This window comes from Actinoplanes sp. NPDC048988 (assembly GCF_043197815.1).
Classification (GTDB): Bacteria; Actinomycetota; Actinomycetes; order Mycobacteriales; family Micromonosporaceae; genus Actinoplanes.
Window position 1 is genome coordinate 248,965 of record NZ_JBICTW010000004.1, and the last position, 26,185, is coordinate 275,149.

The 26,185-nt window shown below is 70.1% G+C and carries 31 protein-coding genes and 1 pseudogene; 18 read left to right on the top strand and 14 right to left on the bottom strand.

Translation table 11 applies throughout. The features are described from left to right. Positions 1–34: 34 nt before the first annotated feature. From ACGFJ7_RS15515 to ACGFJ7_RS15540, 6 genes are all read right to left on the bottom strand, one after another. A complete protein-coding gene (locus ACGFJ7_RS15515; protein ID WP_360239573.1) occupies positions 35–307 on the bottom strand; it encodes a DUF4235 domain-containing protein in 273 nt (90 codons plus the stop codon). Continuing rightward, positions 304–624: a DUF3618 domain-containing protein gene (locus tag ACGFJ7_RS15520; protein WP_360239576.1), complete on the bottom strand. Its 321-nt coding sequence runs from the start codon at positions 622–624 to the stop codon at positions 304–306. The genes ACGFJ7_RS15515 and ACGFJ7_RS15520 overlap by 4 nt, the downstream gene beginning before the upstream one ends. After that, a complete protein-coding gene (locus tag ACGFJ7_RS15525) occupies positions 621–1,058 on the bottom strand; it encodes a phage holin family protein (RefSeq protein ID WP_360239579.1) in 438 nt (145 codons plus the stop codon). Before ACGFJ7_RS15525 ends, ACGFJ7_RS15520 begins: the two co-directional genes overlap by 4 nt. A 79-nt stretch (positions 1,059–1,137) precedes the next feature. Beyond that, positions 1,138–2,307 carry a mechanosensitive ion channel domain-containing protein gene (locus ACGFJ7_RS15530; protein ID WP_360239582.1) on the bottom strand — a complete coding sequence of 390 codons (1,170 nt, stop codon included), beginning with the start codon at positions 2,305–2,307 and terminating at the stop codon, positions 1,138–1,140. A 93-nt stretch (positions 2,308–2,400) separates the two neighbouring features. Then, positions 2,401–3,225: a DUF1206 domain-containing protein gene (locus ACGFJ7_RS15535; RefSeq protein WP_360239585.1), complete on the bottom strand. Its 825-nt coding sequence runs from the start codon at positions 3,223–3,225 to the stop codon at positions 2,401–2,403. A gap of 84 nt (positions 3,226–3,309) precedes the next feature. Beyond that, positions 3,310–3,636, bottom strand: coding sequence for a hypothetical protein (locus ACGFJ7_RS15540; RefSeq protein ID WP_360239588.1), 327 nt, complete (start codon positions 3,634–3,636; stop codon positions 3,310–3,312). 42 nt (positions 3,637–3,678) lie between these two features. Here ACGFJ7_RS15540 and ACGFJ7_RS15545 point away from each other — a divergent pair, with 42 nt between their 5' ends. The 3 genes from ACGFJ7_RS15545 to ACGFJ7_RS15555 are packed head-to-tail and all read left to right on the top strand — an operon-like array spanning position 3,679 to position 6,007. Continuing rightward, positions 3,679–3,957 (top strand): GNAT family N-acetyltransferase, encoded by a 279-nt coding sequence (locus tag ACGFJ7_RS15545; RefSeq protein WP_392642527.1) that lies wholly within the window; start codon positions 3,679–3,681, stop codon positions 3,955–3,957. Positions 3,958–3,968: 11 nt separating this feature from the next. After that, complete coding sequence (locus tag ACGFJ7_RS15550; RefSeq protein WP_392642528.1) at positions 3,969–4,751, top strand: inositol monophosphatase family protein; 783 nt, start codon at positions 3,969–3,971, stop codon at positions 4,749–4,751. Positions 4,752–4,774: 23 nt separating this feature from the next. Next, entirely contained in the window at positions 4,775–6,007 is a 1,233-nt protein-coding gene (locus ACGFJ7_RS15555) for an alpha-hydroxy-acid oxidizing protein (RefSeq protein WP_392642529.1), read from the top strand. 325 nt (positions 6,008–6,332) lie between these two features. On the opposite strand, the gene ACGFJ7_RS15560 is transcribed toward ACGFJ7_RS15555, so the two are convergent. Beyond that, positions 6,333–6,929, bottom strand: coding sequence for a CBS domain-containing protein (locus tag ACGFJ7_RS15560; RefSeq protein ID WP_360239600.1), 597 nt, complete (start codon positions 6,927–6,929; stop codon positions 6,333–6,335). A gap of 172 nt (positions 6,930–7,101) precedes the next feature. Here ACGFJ7_RS15560 and ACGFJ7_RS15565 point away from each other — a divergent pair, with 172 nt between their 5' ends. Genes ACGFJ7_RS15565 through ACGFJ7_RS15595 form a run of 7 tightly spaced genes read left to right on the top strand, consistent with a single transcriptional unit; the run spans position 7,102 to position 13,891 of the window. Continuing rightward, the gene (locus ACGFJ7_RS15565; RefSeq protein ID WP_360239603.1) at positions 7,102–8,430 is read left to right on the top strand and encodes an ABC transporter substrate-binding protein; all 1,329 of its coding nucleotides are present in this window, start codon (positions 7,102–7,104) and stop codon (positions 8,428–8,430) included. Positions 8,431–8,480: 50 nt separating this feature from the next. Next, on the top strand, positions 8,481–9,362 hold the full coding sequence (locus ACGFJ7_RS15570; RefSeq protein WP_360239606.1) for a sugar ABC transporter permease: 882 nt from the start codon (positions 8,481–8,483) through the stop codon (positions 9,360–9,362). After that, on the top strand, positions 9,359–10,222 hold the full coding sequence (locus tag ACGFJ7_RS15575; RefSeq protein ID WP_392642530.1) for a carbohydrate ABC transporter permease: 864 nt from the start codon (positions 9,359–9,361) through the stop codon (positions 10,220–10,222). The genes ACGFJ7_RS15570 and ACGFJ7_RS15575 overlap by 4 nt, the downstream gene beginning before the upstream one ends. After that, positions 10,219–11,145, top strand: coding sequence for a Gfo/Idh/MocA family oxidoreductase (locus ACGFJ7_RS15580; RefSeq protein ID WP_360239612.1), 927 nt, complete (start codon positions 10,219–10,221; stop codon positions 11,143–11,145). The genes ACGFJ7_RS15575 and ACGFJ7_RS15580 overlap by 4 nt, the downstream gene beginning before the upstream one ends. A 12-nt stretch (positions 11,146–11,157) precedes the next feature. Beyond that, positions 11,158–11,976: a sugar phosphate isomerase/epimerase family protein gene (locus ACGFJ7_RS15585; RefSeq protein ID WP_360239615.1), complete on the top strand. Its 819-nt coding sequence runs from the start codon at positions 11,158–11,160 to the stop codon at positions 11,974–11,976. Beyond that, positions 11,973–13,031, top strand: coding sequence for a Gfo/Idh/MocA family oxidoreductase (locus ACGFJ7_RS15590; RefSeq protein WP_360239618.1), 1,059 nt, complete (start codon positions 11,973–11,975; stop codon positions 13,029–13,031). The genes ACGFJ7_RS15585 and ACGFJ7_RS15590 overlap by 4 nt, the downstream gene beginning before the upstream one ends. Beyond that, positions 13,028–13,891 (top strand): sugar phosphate isomerase/epimerase, encoded by an 864-nt coding sequence (locus ACGFJ7_RS15595; RefSeq protein ID WP_360239621.1) that lies wholly within the window; start codon positions 13,028–13,030, stop codon positions 13,889–13,891. Before ACGFJ7_RS15590 ends, ACGFJ7_RS15595 begins: the two co-directional genes overlap by 4 nt. Here the strand turns inward: ACGFJ7_RS15595 and ACGFJ7_RS15600 are convergent. Further along, positions 13,848–14,873 carry a LacI family DNA-binding transcriptional regulator gene (locus ACGFJ7_RS15600; protein WP_392642531.1) on the bottom strand — a complete coding sequence of 342 codons (1,026 nt, stop codon included), beginning with the start codon at positions 14,871–14,873 and terminating at the stop codon, positions 13,848–13,850. The genes ACGFJ7_RS15595 and ACGFJ7_RS15600 overlap by 44 nt on opposite strands. 341 nt (positions 14,874–15,214) lie before the next feature. Between ACGFJ7_RS15600 and ACGFJ7_RS15605 the strand changes: the two genes are divergently transcribed. Next, a complete protein-coding gene (locus ACGFJ7_RS15605; protein ID WP_392642532.1) occupies positions 15,215–15,496 on the top strand; it encodes a DUF4190 domain-containing protein in 282 nt (93 codons plus the stop codon). A gap of 13 nt (positions 15,497–15,509) precedes the next feature. Here the strand turns inward: ACGFJ7_RS15605 and ACGFJ7_RS15610 are convergent, their stop codons facing one another. Continuing rightward, complete coding sequence (locus ACGFJ7_RS15610) at positions 15,510–15,767, bottom strand: hypothetical protein (RefSeq protein WP_360239630.1); 258 nt, start codon at positions 15,765–15,767, stop codon at positions 15,510–15,512. A 121-nt stretch (positions 15,768–15,888) separates the two neighbouring features. Between ACGFJ7_RS15610 and ACGFJ7_RS15615 the strand changes: the two genes are divergently transcribed. Next, positions 15,889–16,572: a hypothetical protein gene (locus ACGFJ7_RS15615; RefSeq protein ID WP_360239632.1), complete on the top strand. Its 684-nt coding sequence runs from the start codon at positions 15,889–15,891 to the stop codon at positions 16,570–16,572. 73 nt (positions 16,573–16,645) lie between these two features. Continuing rightward, positions 16,646–17,422, top strand: a complete 777-nt coding sequence (locus ACGFJ7_RS15620) for an NAD(P)H-binding protein (protein WP_360239635.1) — start codon at positions 16,646–16,648, stop codon at positions 17,420–17,422. Here ACGFJ7_RS15620 and ACGFJ7_RS15625 read toward each other — a convergent pair. The 3 genes from ACGFJ7_RS15625 to ACGFJ7_RS15635 are packed head-to-tail and all read right to left on the bottom strand — an operon-like array spanning position 17,378 to position 20,145. Continuing rightward, a complete protein-coding gene (locus ACGFJ7_RS15625) occupies positions 17,378–19,015 on the bottom strand; it encodes a RecQ family ATP-dependent DNA helicase (RefSeq protein WP_392642533.1) in 1,638 nt (545 codons plus the stop codon). The two genes, ACGFJ7_RS15620 and ACGFJ7_RS15625, sit on opposite strands and share 45 nt — an antisense overlap. 40 nt (positions 19,016–19,055) lie before the next feature. Beyond that, positions 19,056–19,997: a TIGR03557 family F420-dependent LLM class oxidoreductase gene (locus tag ACGFJ7_RS15630; RefSeq protein ID WP_360239641.1), complete on the bottom strand. Its 942-nt coding sequence runs from the start codon at positions 19,995–19,997 to the stop codon at positions 19,056–19,058. A 16-nt stretch (positions 19,998–20,013) separates the two neighbouring features. Continuing rightward, positions 20,014–20,145 (bottom strand): hypothetical protein, encoded by a 132-nt coding sequence (locus ACGFJ7_RS15635; RefSeq protein WP_360239644.1) that lies wholly within the window; start codon positions 20,143–20,145, stop codon positions 20,014–20,016. A gap of 111 nt (positions 20,146–20,256) precedes the next feature. Here ACGFJ7_RS15635 and ACGFJ7_RS15640 point away from each other — a divergent pair, with 111 nt between their 5' ends. From ACGFJ7_RS15640 to ACGFJ7_RS15650, 3 genes and pseudogenes are all read left to right on the top strand, one after another. Further along, positions 20,257–21,807 carry a glycoside hydrolase family 3 protein gene (locus ACGFJ7_RS15640; RefSeq protein WP_360239647.1) on the top strand — a complete coding sequence of 517 codons (1,551 nt, stop codon included), beginning with the start codon at positions 20,257–20,259 and terminating at the stop codon, positions 21,805–21,807. Between the two features lie 204 nt (positions 21,808–22,011). Next, a pseudogene (locus ACGFJ7_RS15645) lies at positions 22,012–22,149 on the top strand (PIN domain nuclease); the annotation flags it as partial. Positions 22,150–22,228: 79 nt separating this feature from the next. Beyond that, complete coding sequence (locus tag ACGFJ7_RS15650; protein WP_360239650.1) at positions 22,229–22,732, top strand: hypothetical protein; 504 nt, start codon at positions 22,229–22,231, stop codon at positions 22,730–22,732. 44 nt (positions 22,733–22,776) lie between these two features. Here ACGFJ7_RS15650 and ACGFJ7_RS15655 read toward each other — a convergent pair whose 3' ends face one another. Then, positions 22,777–23,853 carry an FAD-dependent monooxygenase gene (locus ACGFJ7_RS15655; RefSeq protein WP_392642534.1) on the bottom strand — a complete coding sequence of 359 codons (1,077 nt, stop codon included), beginning with the start codon at positions 23,851–23,853 and terminating at the stop codon, positions 22,777–22,779. A 25-nt stretch (positions 23,854–23,878) separates the two neighbouring features. On the opposite strand from ACGFJ7_RS15655, the gene ACGFJ7_RS15660 reads away from it, so the two are divergent. Both ACGFJ7_RS15660 and ACGFJ7_RS15665 read left to right on the top strand, forming a co-directional pair. Next, positions 23,879–24,790, top strand: coding sequence for a helix-turn-helix domain-containing protein (locus ACGFJ7_RS15660; protein ID WP_392642535.1), 912 nt, complete (start codon positions 23,879–23,881; stop codon positions 24,788–24,790). Next, the gene (locus ACGFJ7_RS15665) at positions 24,783–25,175 is read left to right on the top strand and encodes a VOC family protein (RefSeq protein WP_392642536.1); all 393 of its coding nucleotides are present in this window, start codon (positions 24,783–24,785) and stop codon (positions 25,173–25,175) included. Before ACGFJ7_RS15660 ends, ACGFJ7_RS15665 begins: the two co-directional genes overlap by 8 nt. A gap of 3 nt (positions 25,176–25,178) precedes the next feature. On the opposite strand, the gene ACGFJ7_RS15670 is transcribed toward ACGFJ7_RS15665, so the two are convergent. Continuing rightward, positions 25,179–26,132, bottom strand: coding sequence for a sulfite exporter TauE/SafE family protein (locus tag ACGFJ7_RS15670; protein WP_392642537.1), 954 nt, complete (start codon positions 26,130–26,132; stop codon positions 25,179–25,181). Positions 26,133–26,185: the final 53 nt, after the last annotated feature.

Below are 26,185 nucleotides of genomic sequence, written 5' to 3' on the forward strand. Positions count from 1 at the left end.
GCGATGTGGGAGACCTTCACTCGTTAAGACATCTTCAGTCCGGCCATTGACCAGTCAGTTTCCGAACACCGGCGGCGCCGCCTCGATCGACGGCCGCCTTCACGAGTGCGAAGATCGCACCCTGCAACGCGGCCGCCGCGAGAATCTCGCCCCATCCACGGTCCTCATCGGTGGCGTTCGGCGCGTCGTCGTCTCCCGAGGCGACCTTCCAGACCTCTTTGAAGACGAAGCCGGCGATCGTGCCCGCCCCGATGCCCAGCAGAATCCCGACCGGCTTGTAAGCGAGCTTGGAAACCTTGCCGCTCACCGGCGCCTCCCTCGAACGATCAGAATGACACCCACGATCGCGACCACACCGGCCACGACCAACTGCAGCGGCACAGGACTGGTCCGTACCGCGTCCTCACCAGTCTGGTTGACCTTGTCGGCGGTCGAGCGCACCTTGTCCAGGACACGCTGCTTCGTCTGCTCGACCTGGTCCTTGGCCCGCGCCTTGACGTCGGCCTTGGCCGCGAGCGCCTGCACGGTCTCGCCGAGCTCGGCCCGGGTCTGCTTGATCTCGGCCCGCAGCTCCTCGACCGTCGGTTTCGGCGCCGGGGGCTGACTCTTGTCGTCCACGCTCATGCCCGGTTCCGCTCCTTAGCGACGGCCAGCTTGACCTCGTCGACGTCGGCCTTGACGCTCTCGATCGCGGCGCTCGGCTCGGGCGGCACCGCCTTGGACACCTGCTTCTTGCCGATCAGGGCCAGCACGCCGGCGACCACGAAGAGCGCCACCGTGACGATCAGAGCCGCCAGCCACAGGTCCAGGAACAGACTGAACACGATGATCAGCGTCGCGATGAGGGCACCCACGCCGTACAGCGCGAAGACGCCGCCTCCGGCGAACAGGCCGATCCCGATGCCGGCGTGCTTGCCCTTCTCCGCGAGTTCCGCCTTGGCCAGCGCCAGCTCGTCACGAACCAACCTGCTGATCTGGTCGCTCGCGCGCTGCACCAACTCGGCGGTGGACTGATCGGCGAGCGGTTTGGCCTCACTGCCGTTCAGAACATCGGCCATGGTGACCTCCTTCCGTGTCCCGGTGTATGCCCTGATCACCGGAGAGTCAATCCTGTTGCTGGAAACCCGGCAAAAGCGATCAACGCTGGCCCGTCGCCGCCACCGGCTCCTCCGGCCCGCCGAAGGCGATGCCCCGGCTGTCGCCGTCGTCCCCTCCCGAGAAAACGCGGGAGTCCGGCGAGTCGGGATCGGGCTTGGGGACCGGCCGTACGGGACCGGCCGGGCCGGGCTGGCTCAGATCGGCCCGCACCCGCGGCATCGAGTCGCGCTGGTGCCGCCAGATGAAGGTGACCAGCCGCTCGCGCACCAGGCAGCGCAGATCCCACAGCGCGCCGGCGTCGTTGGCGCTGACCAGCGCGCGCAACCGGACCATGCCACCCACCGCGTCGGTCACCTGGAGCACGCAGACCCGGCCGTCCCACAGCTCCGAGCCCTCGCAGGTGCTGCGCAACTCCGTACGCAAAGGCTCGATGTCGGTGGCCCAGTCCACGTCGACCTCCGCCGTGCCGAGCACCGCGGAACCCGTACGCGTCCAGTTCTGGAAGGGTTTGGTGGTGAAGTAGGAGGTGGGCAGGATGAGCCGCCGGTCGTCCCAGATCTGCACCGCCACGTAGGTGAGGGTGAGCTCCTCGATGCGGCCCCACTCCCCCTCGACCACCACGACGTCGTCTACCCGCACGGCGTCGCTGAAGGCGAGCTGCAGGCCGGCGAAGACGTTGCCGAGCGTGCTCTGCGCGGCCAGGGCCGCGACCACGCTGACGATGCCGGCCGAGGCCAGCACGCTGGCGCCCAGCGCCCGGATGTTCGGGAAGGTCATCAGCGCGACGCCGAGCGCCATGACCACGATGGCGGCCACGGTGACCCGGCGCAGGATCACCACCTGCGTCTTGAAGCGGCGGCGCTTGAGGTTGTCCGGCACGTCGAGGCGCCAGCGGTTGAGCGCGGCGTCCTCCAGCACCAGCAACAACGCCGCCACCAGCCAGGCGAACGAGGCGATGAACAGGATCACCAGGGTGTGCAGCACTCCCGCCCGGGCCGGGAACTCGCCGGCGCCGGCCCGGATCGCCTGCTGCACGGCGAAGACCGTGGCAGTGGCCAGGAACGGGCGGTGGGTCGTACGGGCCAGGTCGGCCGCGATGGCCGACCGGTGACCGGCCTTGGTGACCAGCCGGTGCAGGATCTCCACCACCACTACGGCGAGGGCCGCCGACCCGAGAACGATCAGCGTTGCCCTCAGTACGTCAGGCACATTCCTCTCCTGTCGCCGAAAACGGGGAACGGCGACCTACCTTGCCCAGGTCGCCGGTCCCCGCAACTGTCCCGCAGCGGAAGAGGGAAATGCTCACACTTTGCGGTACTTGGCCTGCGCGATGCAGTAGACGCCGAAAGCGGCGATCCCGACCGCGATCAGGGCCAGCAGCCACACGCCCCACGAGTTGCCGGCCAGCGTCTTGAGCGCGGCGTCGAGACCGCGGGCCTTCTCCGGGTCGTACGTGACGGCCGCGACGACGAACAGGACACCGGCGATCGCGTAGGCGACGCCCTTGGCCGCGTACCCGGCCATGCCCAGCCGGATGATCGGCTGGCGCGTGCCGTGCGTCATCTCCTGGGTGTTGAGGTGCTTGACGAACTTGCGCTTCAGGCCGTAGATCGCCATGCCGACGCCGACGCCGAGGACCACGAGGCCGGCCAGCCCGATCAGCCAGCGGCCGCCGGTGCTGTCCATCAGCGTGGACGACTTGCTCTGCGAGTTGTCGCCCATCGAGGCGTTCGAGCCCTGCAGGATCTTGACGGCGAGGAAGGCGAGGTAGCCGTACAGGACGGCGCGGACGCCGGAGAGCACCCGCTCGGCGATGGCCATGCGGTTCTGCTCGCCGCTCTCGCCGATGGCCGCCTCGAACGCCTGCCAGATCGCCATCGCGGCCATTCCGATCGCGATGACGACCAGCAGCGTCTTGCCGAGGCCGTTGCCGGCCAGCGTCTGGAGGGCGCCCGACTGGTCGCTCTCCTGGGAGGAACCCTGGAAGGCCACCTGGAGGGCGATCCAGGCGAAGATGAGGTGGATGATGCCGTAGCCGATGAAGCCGCCCCGGGCCAGATACTCCAGCGGCTTACTGTCGGCGGCCCGAGAGGCTGCGTACTTGGCGTTAGAGGCGGTGCTCGTCATGCCCCCGAATGTCACCAGAACACAAGATCCCCAAACTCCCCATCCAACCACCCCACCGCCGCCCTTGACTCGACTAAAGACTTATCAGGCCTTTGACACCTGGAGTCCGATTGTGTCAGCGGTGACGCTGTCCAACTGCACCTGCAAGCCGGCGACCTCGACGGCCTGCTGGCCCTTGGTCAGACTGATCTGCTCGCCGGCCACCTCGAGGGTGACCGTGTTGGCGTCGGCGCTGATGAACTTGGCCTCGACGCCGAGGAAGCTCGCGCTGGCGCTCGTCTCCCGCTGGATCGTCACGGTGCACTGGTCGAGTCCGCAGTCGACGTTGTCGCTGCTGCAACCGGTGAGCAACGCGAGGCCGAGGGCGGCTGAGGTGAGTGCGGCGGCGATTCGCCGGGTGGGTTTCAACACCCTTGCCAGGATACGGGGACCGCGCGACCCTACATTGGGTCGATGAGCGACATTGAGGTACGGGACAACCCCTCGCACCGCCGATTCGAGCTCACCGTGGACGGTGAGTGGGGCGGCAAGGCCGACTACCGGATGCGCGACGGCGTGGCCGTCATCGTGCACAGCGAGATCGACCCGGCCTTCCGCGGCCACGAGCTCGCCGCCCGTACCCTCGATGAGTTCCGCGCCCGCGGCGTCAAGGTCGTACCCTCCTGCCCCTTCTTCGCCCAGTTCGTCGCCGAGCACCCGGAGTACGAGGACCTGGTCGCCGACTACCGCTAGTGTTTCCGGCGATGAACCGGGATCTTGCCGCGGCGCGTGACCTCGCCGCCACCGTCGCCGCCCAGGCCGGCCGCTTGCAGCTCGAGCGGCACGACACCCTGCGGGTCGGCGCGCCCAAGGCACACGCCAACGACGTCGTCTCCGACGTCGACATCGCCAGCGAACGCCTCATCGTCGACGCCATCACCGCGGCCTGGCCCGGCGACGCCGTCCAGGCCGAGGAGGGCCACGGCCGGGACGGCACGAGCGGCTGGATGTGGGTCGTCGACCCGCTCGACGGCACCCGCAACTACATCAGCCGGACCGGCCCGTGGTCGGTCTGCGTGGCCCTGTACGAGGGCGACCAGCCCCGCGTCGCGGTCGTGCACGAGCCGGTCGCGGGCGAGACGTTCAGCGCCGTCGACGGCGGCGGCGCCTACCTCGACGACCACCCGTTGACCGTGACCGGCGGCCCGTCGCTCGACAAGGCGCTGGTCGGCGTCAGCTTCCAGCCCAACCCGGCCACCAAGGAACGCGCCGCCAAGGTCATCCGCGAGCTGCTGCCCGTCTCCGGCGACATCCGCCGCCTGCCGGCCGCGCTCAACCTGGTCTACCAGGCCGCCGGCCGCCTCGACGGCGGCCTGGCCCTCGACACGAACCTGTGGGACATCGCGGCCGGCGCCCTGATCGCCCGCGAGGCCGGCGTGGTCCTCGGCGGCCACGGCGACGACTTCACCCCTGAGCTCACCATCGGCGCCGCTCCCAGCCTGTGGCCCGCCCTCTCCGCGGTGGTCCGGCCGGTACTAGTCTCTTAATTCCCGCGCCTGAGGAGACACCGGTGGTCCAACGTCAGTTCCCCAAACCCGCCGAGATCTTCGAGCTCATGCAGTTCAAGAAGCCTCAACTCGGGCGGGCCGGCCGGCTCGAGGCCGCGCTCACCATCGAAGACCTCCGGCTGATCGCCAAGCGCCGCACCCCGCGCGCGGCCTTCGACTACACCGACGGCGCCGCCGAGGGCGAGCTCTCCCTGGCCCGGGCCCGCCAGGCGTTCAAAGACATCGAGTTCCACCCGAACGTCCTGCGCGACGTGGCGAACGTCGACACCTCGACCACGGTCTTCGGCGGCCCGTCGGCCCTGCCGTTCGGCATCGCCCCCACCGGCTTCACCCGCCTCATGCAGACCGAGGGCGAGACGGCCGGAGCCTCCGCGGCCGGCGCGGCGGGCATCCCCTTCACCCTCTCGACGCTCGGCACCACCAGCATCGAGACGGTCAAGGAGGCCAACCCGACCGGCCGCAACTGGTTCCAGCTCTACGTCATGAACAAGCGCGAGATCTCGTACGCCCTGACCGAACGCGCCGCCAAGGCAGGCTTCGACACCCTGTTCTTCACGGTCGACACCCCCGTGGCCGGCGCCCGCCTGCGCGACAAGCGCAACGGCTTCTCCATCCCGCCCCAGCTGGGCGTGAAGACGATCGCCAACGCCATCCCCCGCCCCTGGTGGTGGTACGACTTCCTGACCACCCCGAAACTCGAGTTCGCCTCCCTGTCGGCCACCGGAGGAACGGTCGGCGAACTGCTCGACGCGGCCATGGACCCGACCATCAGCTACGAGGACCTGCGCGTCATCCGCGAGATGTGGCCCCACAAGCTGGCCGTCAAGGGCGTCCAGACAGTGGAGGACGCTCGTCGTCTCGCCGACTTCGGCGTCGACGGCATCGTCCTGTCCAACCACGGCGGCCGCCAGCTCGACCGCGCCCCCATCCCGTTTCACCTGCTCCCGTCGGTGGTCCGCGAGGTCGGAAACGACGTCGAGGTCAGCATCGACACCGGCATCATGAACGGCGCCGACATCGTGGCCGCGATCGCGCTGGGCGCGAAGTTCACCTTCATCGGCCGCGCCTACCTGTACGGCCTGATGGCCGGCGGCCGGGCCGGCGTCGACCGCACGATCCAGATCCTCACCGACCAGATCATCCGCACGATGAAGCTGCTCGGCGCCCACTCCCTGGAGGAACTGACCCCCGCCCACGTCACCCAGCTGACCCGCCTGGTCCCCCGCCCCCGCTGACCACCCGCCGGCGCGTGCGCGCCGGCAAAGGGCGAGGCGTCATCGGCCGAGTGGCACCGGTCTGTGACGAGTCCCCGAGGAGCACGTGAGTTTCACCGGGCCTCCGCGGCGGCGGCTTCGCGGCGCTGGACGGTGTCCGTGCCGGCCTGGGCCGCCGGTACGAGGCGGCGCCGGAGAAGCCGATCCTCAGGATCGCGCGGCCGAGCCGGGCCGTCCTCTCGCGGGGCGACGTTCGCGGCGCCCGGCATGGAGAAAGCCGCGACACGTCATGTGCCGCTGCGGAGGAGGGAGCGGCCACCGAGCGTTTCGCCGAGGAACAGCCGCCCTACGACAGGTCGTGAAGGTCTACCGCGACGACGCCGGGTACGGTGCGGGTCAGGGCGGTCACCACGGCGCGGGCGGTGTCGTCGGTGAACGGGCCGGTGATGGTGGCGGCGCCCGACTTCACGGTGGCGGTCCAGTGTGGGGCGTAGTCGTCCAGGCGGTGCTGGACCTCGGCGGCCAGGGCCTCGTCCGTACGGACCATGGCTCTCAGGATGTCTCGGCGGCTCACTATGCCGACCACCGTGCCGTCGTCGAGGACGGGGATGCTCCGGACGTCGTGTCTGAGCATGGTTTCGGCTATTTCGGCCAGGTCGGCTCCGGGCCAGGTGGTGATCGGGTGGGAGGACATCGTTTCGGCCACCGCGGTGGGGCGGGTTTCCGTGGCCGGCGCCGGAGTGAGCAGGTGGGCTGTGAGGTCGGCCGGTACCCGGTGGCGGAGCAGGTCGCCCTCGCTGACCATGCCGACCAGGTCGCCGGTGGAGGCGATGACGGGCAGGGCGGTCACGCCGTTCTCGGTGAGCAGGGCTACCGCGGCCTCCACGGGCGCGGTCGGCGCGACGGTGACAACGGGGCTGGTCATCACGTCCTTGGCTCTCATGAGTCCATCTTGGCGCATCTTTCCCGCGGCGGCCCGGGACCAAAGTCCCGGGTGTGTGTGCGGGCCGGCCGAGCAACAACTGGCAACTCTTTGCCGCCGCCGTGCCCTCGACGAAACCATCGCGTAACAGTGATGCGGGTCACCCCCGCACCGGCGGCGCGGAGGAGACGAGATGAGGAAGATGCGTGCGGCGACGGCGCTGGCCGGTGCGACGGTGCTGGCCGTCGCGCTGACGGCCTGTGGCGGCGGTGACGACGGCGGTGGCGGTGACGGCAAGACGCTCAACGTCCTGATCGGCGCCAACACCCAGTACCCGGACGAGTTCCAGGCCTGGCAGAAGGACATCAGCGCCAAGTTCAAGGCGCAGACCGGGGCCGAGGTGAAGTTCGAGACCTTCGCCAGCGCCAACGACGAGCTCACGAAGATCCAGACCTCGGTGGTCGCCGGTTCCGGGCCGGACGTGTACGCCGTGGGCACCACCTTCACGCCGACCGCGTACTCGACCGGCGCCTTCGTCAAGCTGGGCGACGAGGAGTGGAAGAAGATCGGCGGCAAGGAGAAGTTCAACCCGGCCACGCTGGGCATCTCCGGGCCGGACGAGCAGAACCAGGTCGGGATCCCGTGGGTCAGCCGGCCGTTCGTCATGGCGTACAACACCGAGATCTTGAAGGCCGCGGGCATCGACAAGCCGGCCACGACCTGGGACGAGCTCGGGCAGCAGGCCAAACAACTGACCAAGGGCGACCAGTACGGGCTGGCGATCGCCTACAAGGACAACTTCGACCCGTGGAAGTTCGTCTGGGGGATGTCTGCCCAGGCCGGGAATCCGCTGGTGGACGGCAAGACGGCCCGGCTGCAGGACCCGACCGTGCGGAAGGCGTACGAGACGTACTTCGGCTGGCTGGCGAAGGACAAGGTGGTCGACCCGGCCGCCGTCGGCTGGACCAACCCGCAGGCCGTGGCCGCGTTCGCCAAGGGCAAGACCGGATATTTCGCGCTGACCACGACGACCGCCGCCAACTCGCTCAACCAGGGTTCGGTCAAGGGCAAGTGGAAGTTCGCCCTGCTGCCGACCGTGCCGCCCGGCGCCACCAGCCGCCCGGCCGGCGGTGTCGAGGCCGCCAGCATCCTCTCCGGCGACAACCTGCTCGTCGCCGACTACTCCAAGAGCAAAGACCTGGCTTTCGAGTACGTCAAACTCGTGACCGACCAGGAGGTTCAGCTCGACTACTACAAGAAGTTCGGCAACCTGCCGGCCAATGCCGCCGCCCTGCAGACGTTGGCCGGCGACCCGACCCTGGGCCCGGTCACCGAGGCGGCCAAGAAGTCGGTGGCCACGCCGTTCACCGGCGCCTGGGGTGACATCCAGCTGGCGCTGACCAACGTGGCCGTGCAGTCGCTGCCCGACCTGGCCAAGGGCTCCATCAGCACGGCGCAGATCGAGGCCCGCGTGGCCGACGCGCAGAAGTCCGCACAGTCCGCGCTCGACCGGGCGAAGTAGTGACCACCCTGGTGCGGCCGGAACAGAAGGCTCCGGCCAAAGAAAAGGGTGTGACCCAGCAGCAGCGCCCGCTGTGGCTGCTCACTCCCGGCGGGATCCTGCTGATCCTGATCGTGCTGATCCCGCTGGCCCTGGCGGTCTACCTCTCGCTGCTCGACCTCGACCAGTACACGCTGCGCCGGTGGATCGAGGCGCCGTTCATCGGGCTGGGCAACTACGTCGAGTCGCTCGACTCCGGCCTGCTGCACTCGATCTGGATCAGCGTCTCGTTCTCGGTCCTGTCGACGGCGGCGACCGTGCCGATCGGCATCGCGGCGGCGCTGGTCACCCAGAACGCCTACCGGGGGCGCGGTCTGGTGCGGGCCGCCTTCCTCATCCCGTACGTCCTCCCGTCCTTCGTCGTGGCCTCGGTCTGGCGGACCATGCTGCAACCGGACGGCGTGGTGAACGCGTGGCTGTCCAAAGTGGGCGTGGACGCCGGGCTGTGGCTGAGCGGCCCGAAGTCGTACTGGACGCTGGTGCTGGTGGAGATCTGGGCGGCCTGGCCGTTCATCTATCTGATGGCGCTGGCGGCGCTGCAGTCGGTCGACCACGAGGTGCACGAGGCGTCGGCGGTGGACGGGGTGACCTGGTGGCCGAAGCTGCGCCGGGTGATCCTGCCCTACCTGCGCGGGCCGGTGCTGCTGGCCTGCCTGCTGGCCACGCTCAACCACATCAACAACTTCACGCTGCCGTTCGTGTTGTTCGGGGCGCCGGCCCCGGACGACGTGAACGTGATGCCGATGCTGGTCTACGTCACCAGCTTCCAGAGTCTGCGGTTCGGGCTCAGCGCGGCCATGGCGGTGGTGTCGCTGATCATCATCGCGATCCCGTTGTACGTGTACCTGCGAGCCGTCCGTCTCGACGTCCATGAGGAAGGGGGCAAAAGATGAGCGCGTCGGCGGAAGCCACCCGACTGCTGCCGCGGCCGATGCTCGCGACCCTGACCGTGCTGCTCTGCGCGATGGTGCTGGTCCCCGTGTCGTACATCGTGCTGGCCTCGCTCAACTCGGACGTCGGCGTGGCCGCGGGCGAGTTCTGGCCGAGCTCGTGGAGCCTGGAGAGCTACACCAAGATCTGGACCACGGCGGATCTGTCGACGGGCATCGTCAACAGCCTGATCGTGTGTTCCGGTACGGCGGTGGCCTCGGCCCTGCTCGGCACGACGACGGCGTACGTGCTGGTCCGCTACAGCTTCCTCGGGCGGCTCACGATCCTGCGAGGGCTGGTCGGCCTGCAGAGCATCCCGGGCACGCTGATGCTGCTGCCGGTCTTCGTGCTCTTCTCCTCGGCCGGCAACTACCTCGGGCTGACCGTGATCGGCACGCGGTGGGGACTGTTCGTGGCCTACCTGACCTTCGCGCTGCCGTTCTCGACCTGGGTGATGGTCACCTATCTGCGCGGGCTGCCGCGCGAACTGGAGGAGGCGGCCCGTACGGACGGCGCGTCCACGCTGGTCATCCTGTGGCGGATCATCTTCCCGCTGAGCCTGCCGGCGATCGTGGTGGCGGGGATCTTCGCCTTCCTGCTCGGCTGGAACGACGTGCTGTTCGCCTCGGTCCTGACCCGGCCCGAGACGCACACGGCGGCGGTCGCCCTGTCGATCTTCGGCTCGGCCCAGGAGGGCGGCGCGCTGCCGGTGTACTCGCAGATGATGGCGGCCGCGCTGATCTGCGCGCTGCCGGTGGTCCTGCTCTACCTGGCGTTCCAGCGCTATCTGGTCGGCGGCCTGACGGCGGGCAGCGTCAAGTGAGGGTGGCGGTGATCGGCCTCGGCACGGTGTCGGTGGTGCATCTGGCCGCTCTGGCCCGGCTCGGCGTGGAATTGGTCGCGACGTCGGAGGGTCGCTATCGCGACCATCGGGTGCTGCTTGACGAGGTACGCCCGGACGCCGTGCACATCTGCACTCCCCACGATCAGCATGTGCCGGTGGCGCTGGACGCCCTGGCGCGGGGCGTGCACGTGCTGCTGGAGAAGCCGGTGGCGCACACGGTGGCGGCGGCCGGCGAACTGCTGGCGGCGGCGAAGGACAACCCCTCGGTGACGGTCGGGGTGTGCCTGCAGAACCGCTACAACATGGCGTCGGCGGCGGCCCGGGAGCTGCTTGTCTCCGGCTCGCTCGGGCCGGTCGCCGGCGCGTCGGCGACGGTCATGTGGCACCGCGACGACGCGTACTACGAGGCTCGCCCTTGGCGCGGGCAGATCGGGCGCAGCGGTGGTGGCGTTCTGATCAACCAGGCGATCCACACGCTCGATCTCCTGCAGTGGCTGCTGGGCGACGTCTCCGAGACGCGCGCTCAAGTGGGATATTTCGCCGGGCGGGAAGTGGAGGACACCGCCTCGGCCGTGCTCGATCATGCGAGCGGGGCGCGGAGTGTCTTCTTCTCCACGGTGGCCAACGCGGTGGACTCGCCGGTGACCATCGAGATCGCGACCGCGTCGGCGACGCTGACCATCCGGGGCGATCTGACCGTCCGGCACGCGGACGGGCGGGTCGAGGTCATCGCCGAGCGGCGGGCCGACTCCGGTGGGCGCGACTACTGGGGCGCCTCGCATGAGCTGCTGATCGCCGACTTCTACCGCTGCCTGCGTACCGGGGAACGCTTTGCCGTTGATCTTGAGGAGGGGATGAAGTCCCTGCGCCTGGTCGACGAGATCTACCGACAGAACATCTGAAAGGGCTACACCATGTGGACTCTGTCCGGCTTCTCCGACGAGATCTCGCCCGACTTCACCGAGCAGTGCGAGGTCGCGACCGGGCTCGGCCTGCGCTATCTCGAGGTACGCAGCGCCTGGGACGTCAACATCCTCGATCTGTCAGCCGATCAGCTGGCGACGATGCGGGAGACGCTTTCGCGGTACGGGCTGAAGGTCTCCAGCATCGGATCGCCCATCGGGAAGATCCCCATCGACGATGACTTCGGGCCTCACCTCGAGCGGATGCGCCACGCGGCCGAGGTGGCGAAGCTGCTCGAGGCCCCGTACATCCGGATCTTCTCCTTCTTCCTCACCGACCCGGCCGCCCATCGCGCCGAGGTCATCGAGCGGATGCGGGCGCTGGTGCGGGTCGCCGAGCAGGCCGACCTGATCCTGCTGCACGAGAACGAGAAGGAGATCTACGGGGACGTGCCGGCCCGCTGCCTCGACCTGATCCGGTCGGTCGGCTCGCCCTATCTGCGGCTGGCGTGGGATCCGGCCAACTTCGTCCAGGTGGGGGTCCGGCCCTACACCGACGGTTACGCGATGCTGCGCCCGCACGTGGAGTACGTGCAGATCAAGGACGCGCTGTTCGCCGACGGGACTGTCGTTCCGGCCGGTGCGGGCGACGGCGAGGTGGCGGCGACCATCCGGGCGCTGCGCCACGACGGATTCGACGGGTTCTTCTCGCTGGAGCCGCATCTCGCGTCGGGGCACGCCTACGGCGGCTATTCCGGGCCCGAGCTGTTCCGCACCGCGTGGCAGGCCTTCACCGGCCTGCTGAAGAAAGAGGAGATCGAGTACGCATGAGCCGCTACCGCATCGCCCTGGCCGGCGCCGGCGTCATCGGGCGTCATCACGGGATGGTCATCAGCCAGCTGTCGTCAGCGGTCGAGTTGGTCGCGGTCGCCGACGTGGTCCGGGAGCGGGCCGCGACGCTGGCCTCGGTTCACGGGGGACGGCCTTACGATTCCTTGAGCGTTGCTCTGGCCGCTGAGGAGATCGACGTCGTGGTCGTCTGCACGCCGACCGGCCTGCACGGTCCACTCGCGATCGAGGCGCTGTCGGCCGGCAAGCACGTCATCATCGAGAAGCCGGCTGAGATCACCGTCGCGCGGACCGATGAGATCATCCGCGCGCGTGACAAGTCGGATAAATTGGTCACGGTCATCTCCCAGCATCGGTTCGATCCGTCTACCGTTCGCGTCCTCGAGGCCATCTCCGGCGGACAGTTCGGGCGGATCACCTCGGGTATCGCGGCCATCGACTGGTGGCGCGGGCAGAGCTACTACGACTCCGGCGACTGGCGCGGCACCTGGGACCTCGACGGCGGCGGCGCCCTGATGAACCAGGGCGTGCACACGGTCGACCTGTTGGTGGCGGCGCTGGGCAAGCCGGTCGAGGTCTTCGCGTACGCCGCCACGCTGGCCCACGAGCGCATCGAGGTCGAGGACGTGGCGGCCGGCGTCGTCCGCTTCGAGTCCGGCGCGCTCGGCGTGCTGCACGCGACCACCTCGGCCTACCCCGGCCTGAGCGCCCGCCTGCACGTCCACGGCGACCGCGGCTCGGCCGTGATCGACAACGACCAGCTGGCGTTCTTCCACGCCACCCCGGCCGGCGTCGACATCGAGGAGAAGCTGATGGGCGGGACCCAGACCCTGTCGAGCACCGAATCCGATTCGGTGGCCGCCGCGAACCCGGGCTCGTTGTCCGACGCGCACCGCCGGCAATACCTGAACTTCCTGGGCGCTCTGGACGGAACCGAACGTCTGGTGGTCGACCTGGAAACGAACCGCCGATCGATAGCCGTCATCACCGGCGTCTACGAGTCGGCCCGCACCGGAAAGCCGGTGAAACTCGGATGAGCCGCATCGCCGCCAATCCCATCCCGTATTGGGCCACCGCCGGGAAAACCCGGGCCGTCCTGGCCGAGGCGTTCGCCGACTTCCAGGACATCGGATTCACCGCCGTCAAAGCCGACGTCCCCGACGACATGACCGCCGGCACGTACCGTGACTGGATCGCCGGTTACGGCCTGCAACCGGCGCTGAGCCTGTTCAACTCACCGTTCGACGAGACCGTCACCGCCGCCGGCGAAATCGAGAAGGCCAAGCGCTTCGCCGCCACCCAGGTCGCGCTCGGACTCGACCGCACGATGGTCTCCTCGATGAGCCGCCCCGAACGCCTGGCCCACCCCGCGGCCGGCGCCGGCTTCGACGAGGCCCGCCTGACCCGGGCCATCGACATGTGCGGCGAGGTGTGCCGCGCCCTGGCCGCCGAGGGGCTGCGCCCGCTGCACCACTCGCACGTCGGCGGCATCTTCGAAACCGAACACGACATCACCCGGCTGCTGGACGAACTGGGCCCCGGCGTCATCGGCTTCGGCCCCGACACCGGCCACCTGCGCTGGGCCGGCATCGACCCGGCCCCGTTCATCAGCCGCTACGCCGACCGGCTGGGCGGCATTCACATCAAGGACTGCTTCCCCGACCTGCTGGGCGACCGCACCAGGTCCTACCGGGAGGCCACCGCGTCGAAGCGCCTGTGGGCCGAACCGGGCCTGGGCGTGGTCGACTTCGACGCCGTCCTGGACGCCATCCCGCCGGCCTACGACGGCGACTACATGATCGAGGTGGACGAGCCCAGCGTCGACTCCAGACGGGAGTCGCACCGCATGTCGTTCACCTGGGCCCGGAAGGCCCTCGCCGGCCGCGTCGACCACTGACCCGGGCCGTCGAACGGCGCACCACGAGACGTACGGGAAGAACCAGAGGCTGACCGCTGGGGCGGGCGCCCTGGGTGATGGCGATGCAGTTGCTCATGCCGGTGAAACCCATCCGGTACAGCGGCGAGGCGATCGTCGTCAGCTGGGGCTCCACCAGCTCGTCGAAGATGATGTTGTCGAAGCCGACCACGCTCACCTGCTCGGGGACGCCGATGCCGAGCTGGCGCAGCCCCTTCAGGACACCGATCGCCAACTGGTCGTTGTAGGCCTGCACGGCGGTCGCCTCGAGTTCGGCCACGCGCAGGGCCGCGCTCAGCCCGGCCAGGACCGTCGGGCCGTACGGTCCCACGCGCCGGGCATCCAGATGGAGCTCGGCCGCGGCCTGCCGCAGCGCCCGCCAGCGGACGCCGTCCGACCAGCTGGTCTCGGGCCCGGCCACGTAGGTGATCCGCTCGTGTCCCAGCTCGGCCAGATGTTCCACCGCCCGCTTGATGCCGCGCTCGGCGTCGTTGAGCACGCAGTTGGCCTCCGGAATGATCCGGTTCAACAGCACCACCGGCTTACGCCGGGCCACCATCCGCAGGGCCGAGTCGGTCATCCGCGAACTGGCGATGACGACACCGTCGACCTGCTCCAGCTCCTGCTCGATGGTCTGCCGCTCCACCCGGGGCGACTCGTTCGTGTGCGACAGGATCAGCTGGTAGCCGGCGTCCCGCGCCGCCTCGTAGGCCCCCTTGATGATGTCGCCGTAGAACGGGTTGGTGACATCAGCGATGACCAGGGCGATCGCCTTGTGCGGAACCTCCTCGGCGCCGGCGCTGCGCCGAACCGGCCGCACCCGATAGCCCAGCCGGTCCGCGGCCGCGAAGACCCGATCCGCGGTGTCGGCGTTGACCCGCCCCGGACGCGCGTAGGCCCGCGACACGGTGGACGGCGCCACCCCGGCCTCGCGAGCCACATCGTAAATCGTCGGGCGGCCCATCCATTGATGTTAATTGATCAGCTCCGATGAAACACCAGCTCCGCCCGCCCGAACGTGGACGATCGGCCGACTGCGCGCACCGCCCCGATCCGCTGGAATGAGGCGGCAACAAAGATCAAAAAACTCGGAGCGCCATGTCGTACGATCCCGCACCCCACCACTACCAGAACGGCCACCCGCCCGTTCCGCCCGATGTGGTTCCCCAGACCCACCCGTTACCGCCCGGCGCCTATCCACCCCCTTCACCGTCCAGCGCCTATCCATCGCCGTCGCCGTCCGGCGCCTACCCGCCCCCGTTTCCGCCCGGCGCCTACTCTCCTGCCGCGGCACCCTTCGTTGTCGTGGGCCACCCGGCCCCCACCTCCGGCTACGCCGTGGCCTCGATGGTGCTGGGCATCGTCGGTATCCTCGGCGGCTGGTGCACCTTCGCCGTCCCGTGCATCCTCGCCGTGGTCCTCGGGCACGCCGCCCTCAACGAGATGAAGCGAACCCCCAAGGAAGGCCGCGGCATGGCCATCGCCGGCCTGGTTCTCGGCTACGTCTGCCTGGCACCCGCCATCCTCGTCTTCTTCTGGGTCTTCCTCGCCGGCGCGCTGGGCGTCGCCGGCGCCGGAGCAGCTTGAGGCTCGCCGCGGCTCAGAGCGGCTCGATGTCGCTCAAGCCGGTCAGGTCGCGGAAGTGGGGCAGGGTCTTGGCGTGGTCGGCCGGGCCGCGGTGCAACAGGGCGAACGTCGTCGAGCGAGGGCCGGCCGATCCTCTCAGCGCGACGACCTCGCCGGTGCGCAGGCGCAGGATCAGGACCGGGAGTCTCGCGTCGCCGTCCCGGACGAGGTCGAACGCGTAGCCGACGGCGCCCTCGATCTGGTGGATGGGGCGGTTGACGCGGGCGATCACCGGCGCGCAACGTGACCTCGATGGCCTCGGCGAAGGTGGCCACCCCGCACCGAAATTCAGGCCGCTTCCTTCTGTCATGATCACCGGGCTCAGCCGGAACACGTACCGAAGGAACTCTCTGTTGAACCGCACAGCGCGCACCTCGGCCGCCCTGGCCCTCGCCGTCGGCGCCATCGCCCTCGCCGCCGATCCGGCCGCGGCCGCCGCCAAGGTCAAGCCCACGATCGACGCCGCCGAGGTCACCAAGGCCGGCGCCCCGATCCGGATCACCGGCAAGGCGGCCAAGGGCGCCACGGTGACCATCAAGTTCAACGGCAAGGCCGTGAAGAACGTCAAGGCCGGCAAGAAGAACGGCAAGTACACCACCACCGTCAAAGCGCTCAGGAGCGGCGCGTTCACGGCGACCGCGAGCGGCCGGACCAGCAGCGCCGACGCGATCAAGGTCTACGTCAACAAGCGCTACTCGCAGACGCTCTTCAGCGGCTCCGGAGGCGTCGGCACGAAGAGGTCAGCCGTCGTGACCTTCCGCAGCGGCGCGACGGTGACCGTCAAGGTCCGTACGTCGACGACGGTCTGCACGGACTCCCTGCCGTGGATCGACCCCTGCCTCAAGTGGGGAGCGGCCACTGTGGGCGTGCTGGCCGACCTGGCCTCCGCCCTGACCGGTGACGAGGCGTACGCCGCCTCCGACGCCAGCCCGGTCTACGACAGAACGCACCAGGGCCGGGTGGAGGTCTACTCGGTCGACGCGGAGGCCTGGACCGCCACCGCCGTGCAGACCTGGACCGCCCGCGCGTACATCTGACCGGCCGGCTGTCACATTCTGGTGGGCGCGATGGTCATCACGATGTTGTCGGCTGAATGTGAGAGGTGTGGCCATGCGCGTCGTCGTTGCTGGGGGAACCGGGCTCATCGGGTCGAAGGTGGTCGACTTGCTGCGCCCGCTGGGGCATGACGTGGTGATCGCCGCGCCGCAGGCCGGGGTGGACACGATCAGCGGGCGGGGTGTGGCCGAGGCTTTCGCGGGGGCCGACGCCGTTGTCGACGTGACCAATCGGGCGGTGTTCGAGCCCGCCGTGGTCATGGACTTCTTCACCACCTCGACCCGAACTCTGCTGGAGGCCGGGCGGGCGGCCGGGGTGCGGCATCATGTGGTGCTGTCGATCGTCGGGGTCGACCGGCTCTCGTACCCGGGCTATCTGGACGCCAAGGCCGCGCAGGAACGGCTCGTCGCCTCCTCGGGAGTGCCGTTCACGATCGTGCGGGCCACGCAGTTCTTCGAGAACCTTCTCACCATCGGGGCCGGGATGGCCGAGGACGACGTGATCGTGCTTCCCACCGCCGACCTTCAGCCGGTCGCCGCTGACGATGTCGCCGCCGCCCTCGTCGATGTCGTGCTGGGTGCGCCGGCCGGCGGTGCGGTGGAAGTCGCCGGACCGGAGCGGGCGCCGTTCGCCCGGTTCGTCGGGCCGGTGCTCGCCGCGGACGGCGACGACCGGCCGGTCAAGCCGAGCGCCGCCGCCTCGTACTTCGGGGTGCCGATCGTGCGGGACTCGCTTGTCCCGCTCGGTGCCGCCCGCGTCGGGCGGACCAGCTTCCAGCAATGGCTGTCAGACCGCGGTCAGCAGGGTGTTCTCGACGACGACCGGCACTGACAGGGTCTTGTAGCCGACCTCGTCGAACAGGACCGTCACCCGTTCCTCCTCGTAGCTCATCACCATGCCCTCGCCCCATTCGGCGTGGCGGACCTTGCTGTGCACCGCGAACGGCTCGTCGCCCGCGGCCTGCTCGATCTCCTGGGCGGAGCCCTCCGAGCAGTTGTCGCAGTGGCCGCACGGCTTGGGCAGCTCCTCGCCGAAGTAGGCCAGCAGCGTCTGCGTACGGCAGGCCCGGGTTTCGGCGAAGCCGCGCATCATGTCGGTGCGGGAGCGGTCGAGGCTCTGCTGGCGTTCGTGGACTTTCAGGGCGGCCGCCGCGGCCGCCGCCGGCAGCGGGGCGAAGACCGGCACGGTGATCCGGTTGCCGCGGCCCGTGACGGACGCGCCGACCTCTTCCAGCAGGGCCAGGTAGGCCGAGAGTTTGCGCGGTCCCAGGCCGGTCTTCTCCTTCAGCTCGGCCTTTGTCGACGGTCCCGACCGTACGGCCGCGGCCAGCTCCCGCAGTTCGGTCTCGTCGGGGGCGCCGCCGATGAAGAAGCGCTGGATGGCCTCGTCCTCGGACCGCCACAGCAGCAGCGCCCGGGCCGGGTCGTCGTCGCGGCCGGCCCGGCCGATCTCCTGGAAGTAGCTGTCGGGCGAGTCGGGCAGGGCCATGTGGGCGACCCAGCGGATGTTGGGCTTGTCGATGCCCATGCCGAAGGCCGAGGTCGCCACCATGATCTCGACCTTGTCGTTGGTGAAGTCCTCGTGCTTCTGCTCGCGGGCGCCGCCCGCCATGCCGCCGTGGTAGAAGTCGGCCGGGTAGCCGGCCTCGGTCAGTTTCTCGGCCAGTTCCTCGGCCGAGCGCCGGGTCGGCACGTAGATGATGCCGGGGCGGCCGGCCGAGTCGAGCAGCGCGGTGAGGTTGCGCCAGCGGTAGTTCTCGTCGGGGCAGTACGCGGCCTCGAGGAACAGGTTGCGCCGGTCCAGGCCGGAGACGTGGATCTCGGGCTTGTTCAGGTGCAGCCGCTCGATGATGTCCTCGCGGACCGGCGGCGAGGCCGTGGCGGTCAGGGCGAGCACGGGCGGGCGGCCGATGCCCTTGATGAGGTCGCCCAGGGCCAGGAACTCGGGGCGGAAGTCGTGGCCCCACGACGAGATGCAGTGTGCCTCGTCGACCGCGACCAGGCCCGGGCGCAGCGCGCGCACCTCGGCCATCCGCTCCGGGTCGCTGAGCTGTTCCGGGGTGATGAAGAGGAACTCGGCCCGCCCCTCGGCGATCTCGGCGATGGCCGCGCGCTGCTGCGCCGGCGTCTCGGCCGAGCTCACCCGCACGGCGCGGATGGCCGGGTCGTCGCGCTCGTTGAGGGCGGCGATCTGGTCCTGCTGCAGCGCGAGCAGTGGTGAGATCACCACTGTCGGGCCGGGCAGCAGGACCGCCGGGATCTGGTAGATCGCCGACTTGCCGGCGCCGGTGGGCAGGACGACCAGGGCGTCGCGGCGCCGCAGCACGGCGCGCATCGGCTTGAACTGGCCGGGGCGCAGGGAGGGCCACCCGAAGTGCTTGCGGGCGGCCTTGCGCAGGCGGGGTCCGTAGACGGGGATCTTCATCGAGCGGCCATTGTGCCCCGGCTCACCGGTGCGCAAACGCCTAGAGGACTTCCTTGGCGTACAGATCGAAGAGGCCTTGGTAGTTCGGTCCGGTGTTGGCCACGTACACCTCGTCGAACCCGGCCTTGCGGTATTGCTCGATCATCTCGAGGTGCGCGCGGGGGTCGTTGCCGCAGACGAAGCTCTCCTTGACCATGTCCTGGGTGACCAGCTCGGACGCCTGCTCGAAGTGCTTCGGCGACGGCAACACCTGGGAGAGCTCACCGGGCACGCCGGAGTTAGGCCATTTCTCGTACGCGATCCGCGCCCCTTCCTCCTCGGAAGCCGCGAAGGCCGCTTTGAACCCGCCCTGGACGACCTTGTCGCCGCCACCCGAGGAGCGGAAGCGTGACACCAGGTCGCCGTCGGGCATGACGCTGACGTAGCCGTCGCCGAGCCGTCCGGCGGCCTCGGTCGCCTTCGGCCCGAAGCCCGAGATGTGGATCTCGACCGGCTTGTCGGGGAGGGTGTAGATCCGGGCGTTCTCCACTGTGTAGTGCTTGCCGTGGTGGGAGTAGTTCTCGCCGGTCCAGAGCCCGCGCATGATCTCGATGGATTCTTCGAGCATTTCCAGCCGTACGTCCAGCTCGGGCCACGCGTCGCCGAAGATGTGCTCGTTGAGGGCCTCGCCGGTGCCGACCCCGAGCCGGAACTTGCCGCCGGTGAGCACGGCGCTGGTGGCGGCGGCCTGGGCGATGACGGCCGGGTGGATCCGTACGGTCGGGCAGGTCACGGCCGTGGTGATCTCGAGGCTGGGCGCGGCCTGGCTGATCGCGCCGATCATCGACCAGACGAAGGCGCTCTGGCCTTGGGCGTCGACCCACGGGTGGTAGTGGTCCGAGATCCACAGGCCTTGGAAGCCGGCCCGCTCGGCGCCGCGCGCCTGCTCGATCAGCTCGGCCGGGGTGTATTCCTCGCAAGACAGGAAGTATCCGATGCGCATACCGCCGGAGATACCCCTATTTCTTGCCGCCGAACATGCGGCGGATGGCCCACAGCAGGAACAGCGCGGCCAGGGCGACGCCGAGCAGACGGACGGCGTGCACCTCGGACCAGTCGACGCCCGAGGCGGCGAGCGGGATGGCAGTCACGGCGACAGCGTACTCAATCTCAGCTAATAGAAAGGTTTGTTGACTAAATCGCGGAGCGATGTGACCATTGGGACCGCACGCGACCAGGCAGCCGGAACGTACGGGGGACAAATGCCGAAATTTGGCGAATTGCCGGAGCTTGCCGCGACGGTGCTCCAGCCGGGCTTCGTCGGCACCAGCGCACCCGACTGGGTCCGCCGCTGGCTCGGCGAAGGGCTCGGCGGTGTCGCGCTGTTCGCCCGCAACGTCGAGTCGCCGGCCCAGGTCGCCGCGCTGACCGCCCAGCTGCGGGCCGAACGCCCGGACGTGCTGGTCGCCATCGACGAGGAGGCCGGCGACGTCACCCGCTTCGAGTCGCGCCTGGGCAGCTCCCGTCCGGGCAACCTGGCGCTGGGCGCGATCGACGACGCCGCGCTGACCGAGACCGTCGCCCGCGACCTCGGCGACGACCTGGCCAAGGCCGGCATCACCCTCGACTACGCGCCCGACGCGGACGTCAACAGCAACCCCGCCAACCCGGTCATCGGCGTACGGGCGTTCGGCGCCGAGGCGCACCTGGTGGCCCGCCACTCGGCGGCGTTCGTCCGCGGCCTCCAGGCGGCCGGCGTCGCGGCCTGCGCCAAGCACTTCCCCGGCCACGGCGACACCAGCGTCGACTCGCACCACGACGTACCGCTGATCGACCGCGACCGGCAGCAGCTGGCCGAGTGCGAACTCGTGCCGTTCCGGGCCGCGATCGAGGCCGGGGTCCGGGTCGTGATGACCGGTCACCTGCTCGTCCCGGCGTACGACGAAGAACTCCCGGCGACGCTCAGCCGCCGCATCCTCACCGGCCTGCTCCGTGAGGAGCTGGGTTTCCGGGGCCTGATCGTCACCGACGGCATCGAGATGCAGGGCGTGCGCCGCAAGTACGGCCTGACCGGCGCCACCGTGCGCGCCCTGGCCGCCGGCGTCGACGCGATCTGCGTCGGCGGTGACCACGCCGACGAGCACACCGCGACCGAACTGCGCGACGCCATCGTGGCCGCGGTGCTCGACGGCACCCTGCCCGAACAGCGGCTGCGCGACGCCGCGGCCCGCGTCCGTGACCTCGGCGAATGGACCACCCGCACCCAGACGGCGACCGGCGCCCGGGCCGTGGCCGACGCCGGCCCCGAGGTGGCAGTGCTGTCGGCGGGGTCGGGCATCGGTTTCGACGCGGCCCGCCGCGCGGTCCGGGTGACCCGCACCGAGGACGCCCCGGCCCTGCCGATCACCGGCCCGGCGTACGTGGTCGAGTTCGCCCCGCCCCGCAACATCGCGATCGGCGCCGAAACGCCGTGGGGCCTGAGCGCGCCGCTGGACGAACTGCTCCCCGGCACGGAGACGGTCCGCCTCACCGAGGACGACGACCCCACGGCCGTACTGGACGAGGCCGGCGACCGCCCGCTGGTGGTGGTGGTCCGTGACGTGCACCGCCACCCGTGGCAGGCCGAAGCCCTGACGACCTGGCTGGCGTCCCGCCCCGACGCGATCGTCGTCGAGATGGGCCTCCCGGTGACGATCCTCGGCGCGGTGCACATCGCCACCTACGGCGCCACCCGCGCCTGCGGCCAGGCCGCCGCCGAACTGATCGCCGGCACGGCCGTCCCGGCCCCCGAGCCCCAGCCCCTGGCCGCCTGAGACCGGCCCGGACGCCGGCGCCCCGGGCCGGGGGGCCGGCCGCCGGCGTCCGGGCCCGCGGCTACTACCCGGCACGATCGTGTCGAGCCACCCTGCGATCTACGTGACTGGGACTCGCCCGCGACCAACGCCGAGATCGCAGTCGGGTTCGGTCTCGGCGAATGAGTTTGCTCCTCGACACCCCCATCGCCTTGTGGGCGATCAGCGGCGGCGCGTCTGCCTTTTCACCACCGCGACCCCTTCGATCGGATGCTCGTGGCTCAGGCGGCCGTGGAAGGGCTGACGCTGGTTTCTCGCGATGCCTCGGTCGCTCTGTACGACATCGACGTTCTGAAGGTCTGACGGTGGCTCCGCGTCGGACGCGGGCCCGTGGGGTATAAGTGCAGCGGCCAACTGACCGCTGGATGTGAGGATTTCACCTGTGAGTGACGAGCCGCTGTACTCGAAGCTGGGCTTCACCGACCCCGAGTGGGGGCTGCTGGTCGGCCTTCCCCAGTCGGTGCTCACCGCGGCGAGCGCCGCCTCGCCGGACAGCACCCGCAAGACCCGGCAGGAGAGCGCCGCCGGGCTCGACGTCATCTCCGACGCCCGGGCGTCGGCCAGCCCGCTCGTGGCCGCCGTGGCCGGCGCGATCGTCTCCCGGGTCGGCGACCCCGACCTGGGCGAGGAGCCCCCGGTCATCGAGCCCGGCGACCCGATCGCCTACGCCGAGGACGTGCTGGGCCGCGCCGCCGAGGCGAACGCGCTGCTGACGGTCAAGGCCGACCAGGCCGACGCCGAGACCTACAAGCACTGGCTCGTCGAGATCGCCGAGAGCGTCGTCGGCGCCGCCTCCACCGGTGGCGTCCTCGGCATCGGCGCCGAAACCGTCACCGACAACGAGCGCGCCTTCCGCGACGACCTGGCCAAGGCCCTGGCCGACTAGCGCCGGAGCGGATCGTGGCCGTCCGGGACGGCCACGATCCGCGCCTACGGGCGCCAGCTGAAGATGGGATCCATCTGGCGCAGGACCAGGTTGGGACCCAGGCGGCCGGCGATAGTCATGCCCGTGTTGCGCAGGGCGGCCGCGGGGCCGCGCAGGGCGGCGAGGCGGCCGATGCGGCGGGAGGCCGCGGCGACGGTGGCCGTACGGGATGCTCGCTGTTTCGAGTATCCGGGCAGGTCGCCGGCGTGGGCGGCCAGGGTCACCGCGTCCTCCAGGGCCTGGCAGGCGCCCTGGCCCAGGTTGGGGGTCATGGCGTGGGCGGCGTCGCCCAGCAGCGCCACCCGTCCTTTGTGGAACTGCGGCAGAGGGATGTCCAGGCAGCGGATGTCGGTGCGGATGATCTCGGTGGCGGCGGACATCAGGGACGGGATGGGCTCATGCCAGGCGCCGAACCGGCGCCGGAGCTCGGCGCGCTCGTCGCCGGCCTTCTCGCCGGGTGGGGCGGGGGCCGTCGCGTAGCAGTACACGAGGTCGTCACCCAGGTTGACCACGCCGACCACGGCGCCGTCGCCCCAGGTCTCCGAGAGCTTCAGCTCGCCGGGTGGCCTCGGCACCACGAAACGCCAGCTCGTCACACCGGTGTAGGCGGGGCCGGGTGCTTCGGGGAACAGCTTTCGCCGTACGGCCGAATGAAGCCCGTCGGCCGCGACCACGAGATCTCCCGGCACCTCGGCGTCCTCGGCCGGCGTGTTCAGGTTGAGCGTGACGCCATGGGCCGTCGCGGCGTCGGCGAGGAGCTGGATCAGGGTGGCCCGGTGGATGACGATCGTGGGAAGACCGAAACGGGCCTCGGCGGCCGCCGCGTCGGTACGGGTGATCCAGGTGCCGTCGGGGCGCTGGATGCCGGCCGTGCCCTGCAGGGCGGCCAGGGCGCGCACCCGCTCCCCGAGGCCCAGGACGTCGAGGGCGCGCAGGCCGTTGGGGGCGACGGCCAGACCGGCGCCGACGTTCTCCAGGCCGGCCGCGCGTTCCAGGACGGTGACCGTCCAGCCCCGGCGGGCCAGGGCCACGGCGGCGGCCAGGCCACCCACTCCGGCTCCGATGACTGTGGCGTTCGGCATGGTCGCATCGTGTCATGCTCGACCCGTGTCCGTCGTCGATGAGTATGCGACCGGCCGGCCATCCGCTCGGCTGCGGCCGCATGTCGCGTTCTATTCGGGCTATCGGCAGCGCGGCGTCGCGCCCGGGCGGCATCGGGGACTGCCGTCGCCGTACCTGACGCTGATCTTCACGATGGACGAGCCGCTGATCGTCGACGCTCATCCGGATCCGCGGCAGCGGGGCGGCAGTTACGACGCGCTGATCGGCGGGCTTCACCTGGGGCCGGCGATCATCAGTCACGAGGGGCGGCAGTCGGGGGTGCAGGTGGCTCTGCGGCCGCTGGGATGCCGGGCGCTGCTCGGAGTGCCGGCGGGCGAATTGTCCGGTCTGGATCTACCGGCGTCGTCTGTTCTCGGCCACGCCCGGATCGCCGAGGTCCGCGAGCGACTGTACGCGGCGGCGTCGTGGCCCGAGCGGTTCGCGGTGGTCGACCAGGCGCTGTGCCGGGCTCTCGACCGCCCCGTGCGGATCGGCTGGGCAGCCGGCGGCGCCCTCAACGATCCCGAAGCACCAGCTCACGGCGGATTTCCCAGGTCCGGGGCGCCTGAGGTGGCGTACGCCTGGGAACGCCTCATGACGGGAAGCGTGAGTGTCGCCGCGGTCGCGGCGGAGGTGGGCTGGAGCGGGCGCCATCTGACCGCGCGTTTCCGGGCCGAGGTCGGGCTCCGGCCGAAGGAGGCCGCGCGCGTGGCGCGGTTCGACCGGGCGCGCCGGGCGCTGCGGCCGGGCGCCCGGATCGCCGATGTCGCGGGCGGCTTCGGGTTCTTCGATCAGTCCCATTTCGTCCGGGAGTTCCACGCGCTCGCCGGATGCGCGCCGGGGACCTGGCTGGCCGACGAGTTCGGTTTTGTCCAAGCCATGGCCGGCGCGGACGCGCACCATGAGCGGTATGACTGAACCTCGCCCTCAGGTGTGGCCGACGCTGGTGGCCACCGACGCCCGCGCCCTGATCCGTTTCCTCGTCGACGCGTTCGGCTTCACCGAGACCGTCGTGCACGGCGACGACACCGGCGTGGCCCACGCCGAGCTGGCCTGGCCGCTCGGCGGCGGCATCATGCTCGGCGACGTCAAGGACGGCGGCCTCTGGAAGCTCCAGCCCGGAACGTTCGGCTGCTACGTGGTGGCCGACGACATCGACGCCCTGCACGAGCGGGCGGTCCGGGCCGGCGCCGACATTCTCCGGGCGCCGTACGACACCGACTACGGCTCGCGTGACTTCGCGGCCCGCGACCCCGAGGGCAACCTGTGGCAGTTCGGCACCTACCGAGGGACACCGGCCTGAAGGTCAGGCGGCGGGGGCGGGGGTCTTCTCGTCGGGGCGGTCGTCGGTGGCGACGATGGCCTCGGCCTCGGCGATGATGGCCTCGTCCTCGGTGCGGTGCTTGCGGTACTGCGCGACCGAGTAGGCGATCGCCGCCGCCCAGACCGCGTAGATCACGGCGTAGAACGTGTAGCGGACGCCGTCGGGGGCGTCGATCCAGTCGCTGCGCAGCAGGGTGCGGGTGTTGGTGAGGATGATCAGGCCGCCGACCAGCGAGCCGAGCACGCGCGGCGGGATGTGCCGGACGAGCCAGGCGGCGATCGGCGCGGCGATGACGCCGCCGATGAGCAGGGCCAGCACCCAGGTGTAGTTGATGTTCTCGTTGCCGATGCCGACGATGAAGCCGAGGCTGGCCGCCACCGCCACCAGGAACTCACTGGTGTCGATGGAACCGATCGTCTTGCGCGGCTCGAGCCGGCCGCTGGCCAGGATGGCGGGCGTGCCGACCGGGCCCCAGCCGCCGCCACCGGTGGAGTCGACGAAGCCGGCGACGAGGCCGAGCGGAGCCAGGAAGCGCTTGCGCAGCGGCTTGCCGAGGCGGTCCTTGGGCAGGCCCTGCGTGGTGAAGCGGATGAAGACGTACAGGCCCAGCGCCAGCAGGATGATCGACATCAGCGGGGCCGCGGTCTCGGTCGACAGGTTCGACAGGAAGGTCGCGCCCGCGAACGCCCCGATCGCGCCGGGTACGCCGATCTTGAGGACGACCTTCCAGTCGACGTTGCCGAACTTCCAGTGCGACACCCCGGACACCAGGGTGGTGCCGATCTCGGCGAGGTGCACGGTGGCCGAGGCGGCGGCCGGGCTGGTGCCGATCGCGAGCAGCAGCGTGGTCGACGTGACGCCGTAGGCCATGCCCAGGCTCCCGTCGACCAACTGGGCGCCCAGGCCGACCAGGGCGAGGAGCAACAGCTTGCGCATGTCCCTGACCACCGTTTCCCTAGATATCCCACATAGCAAGTTGGTTTGGTGAG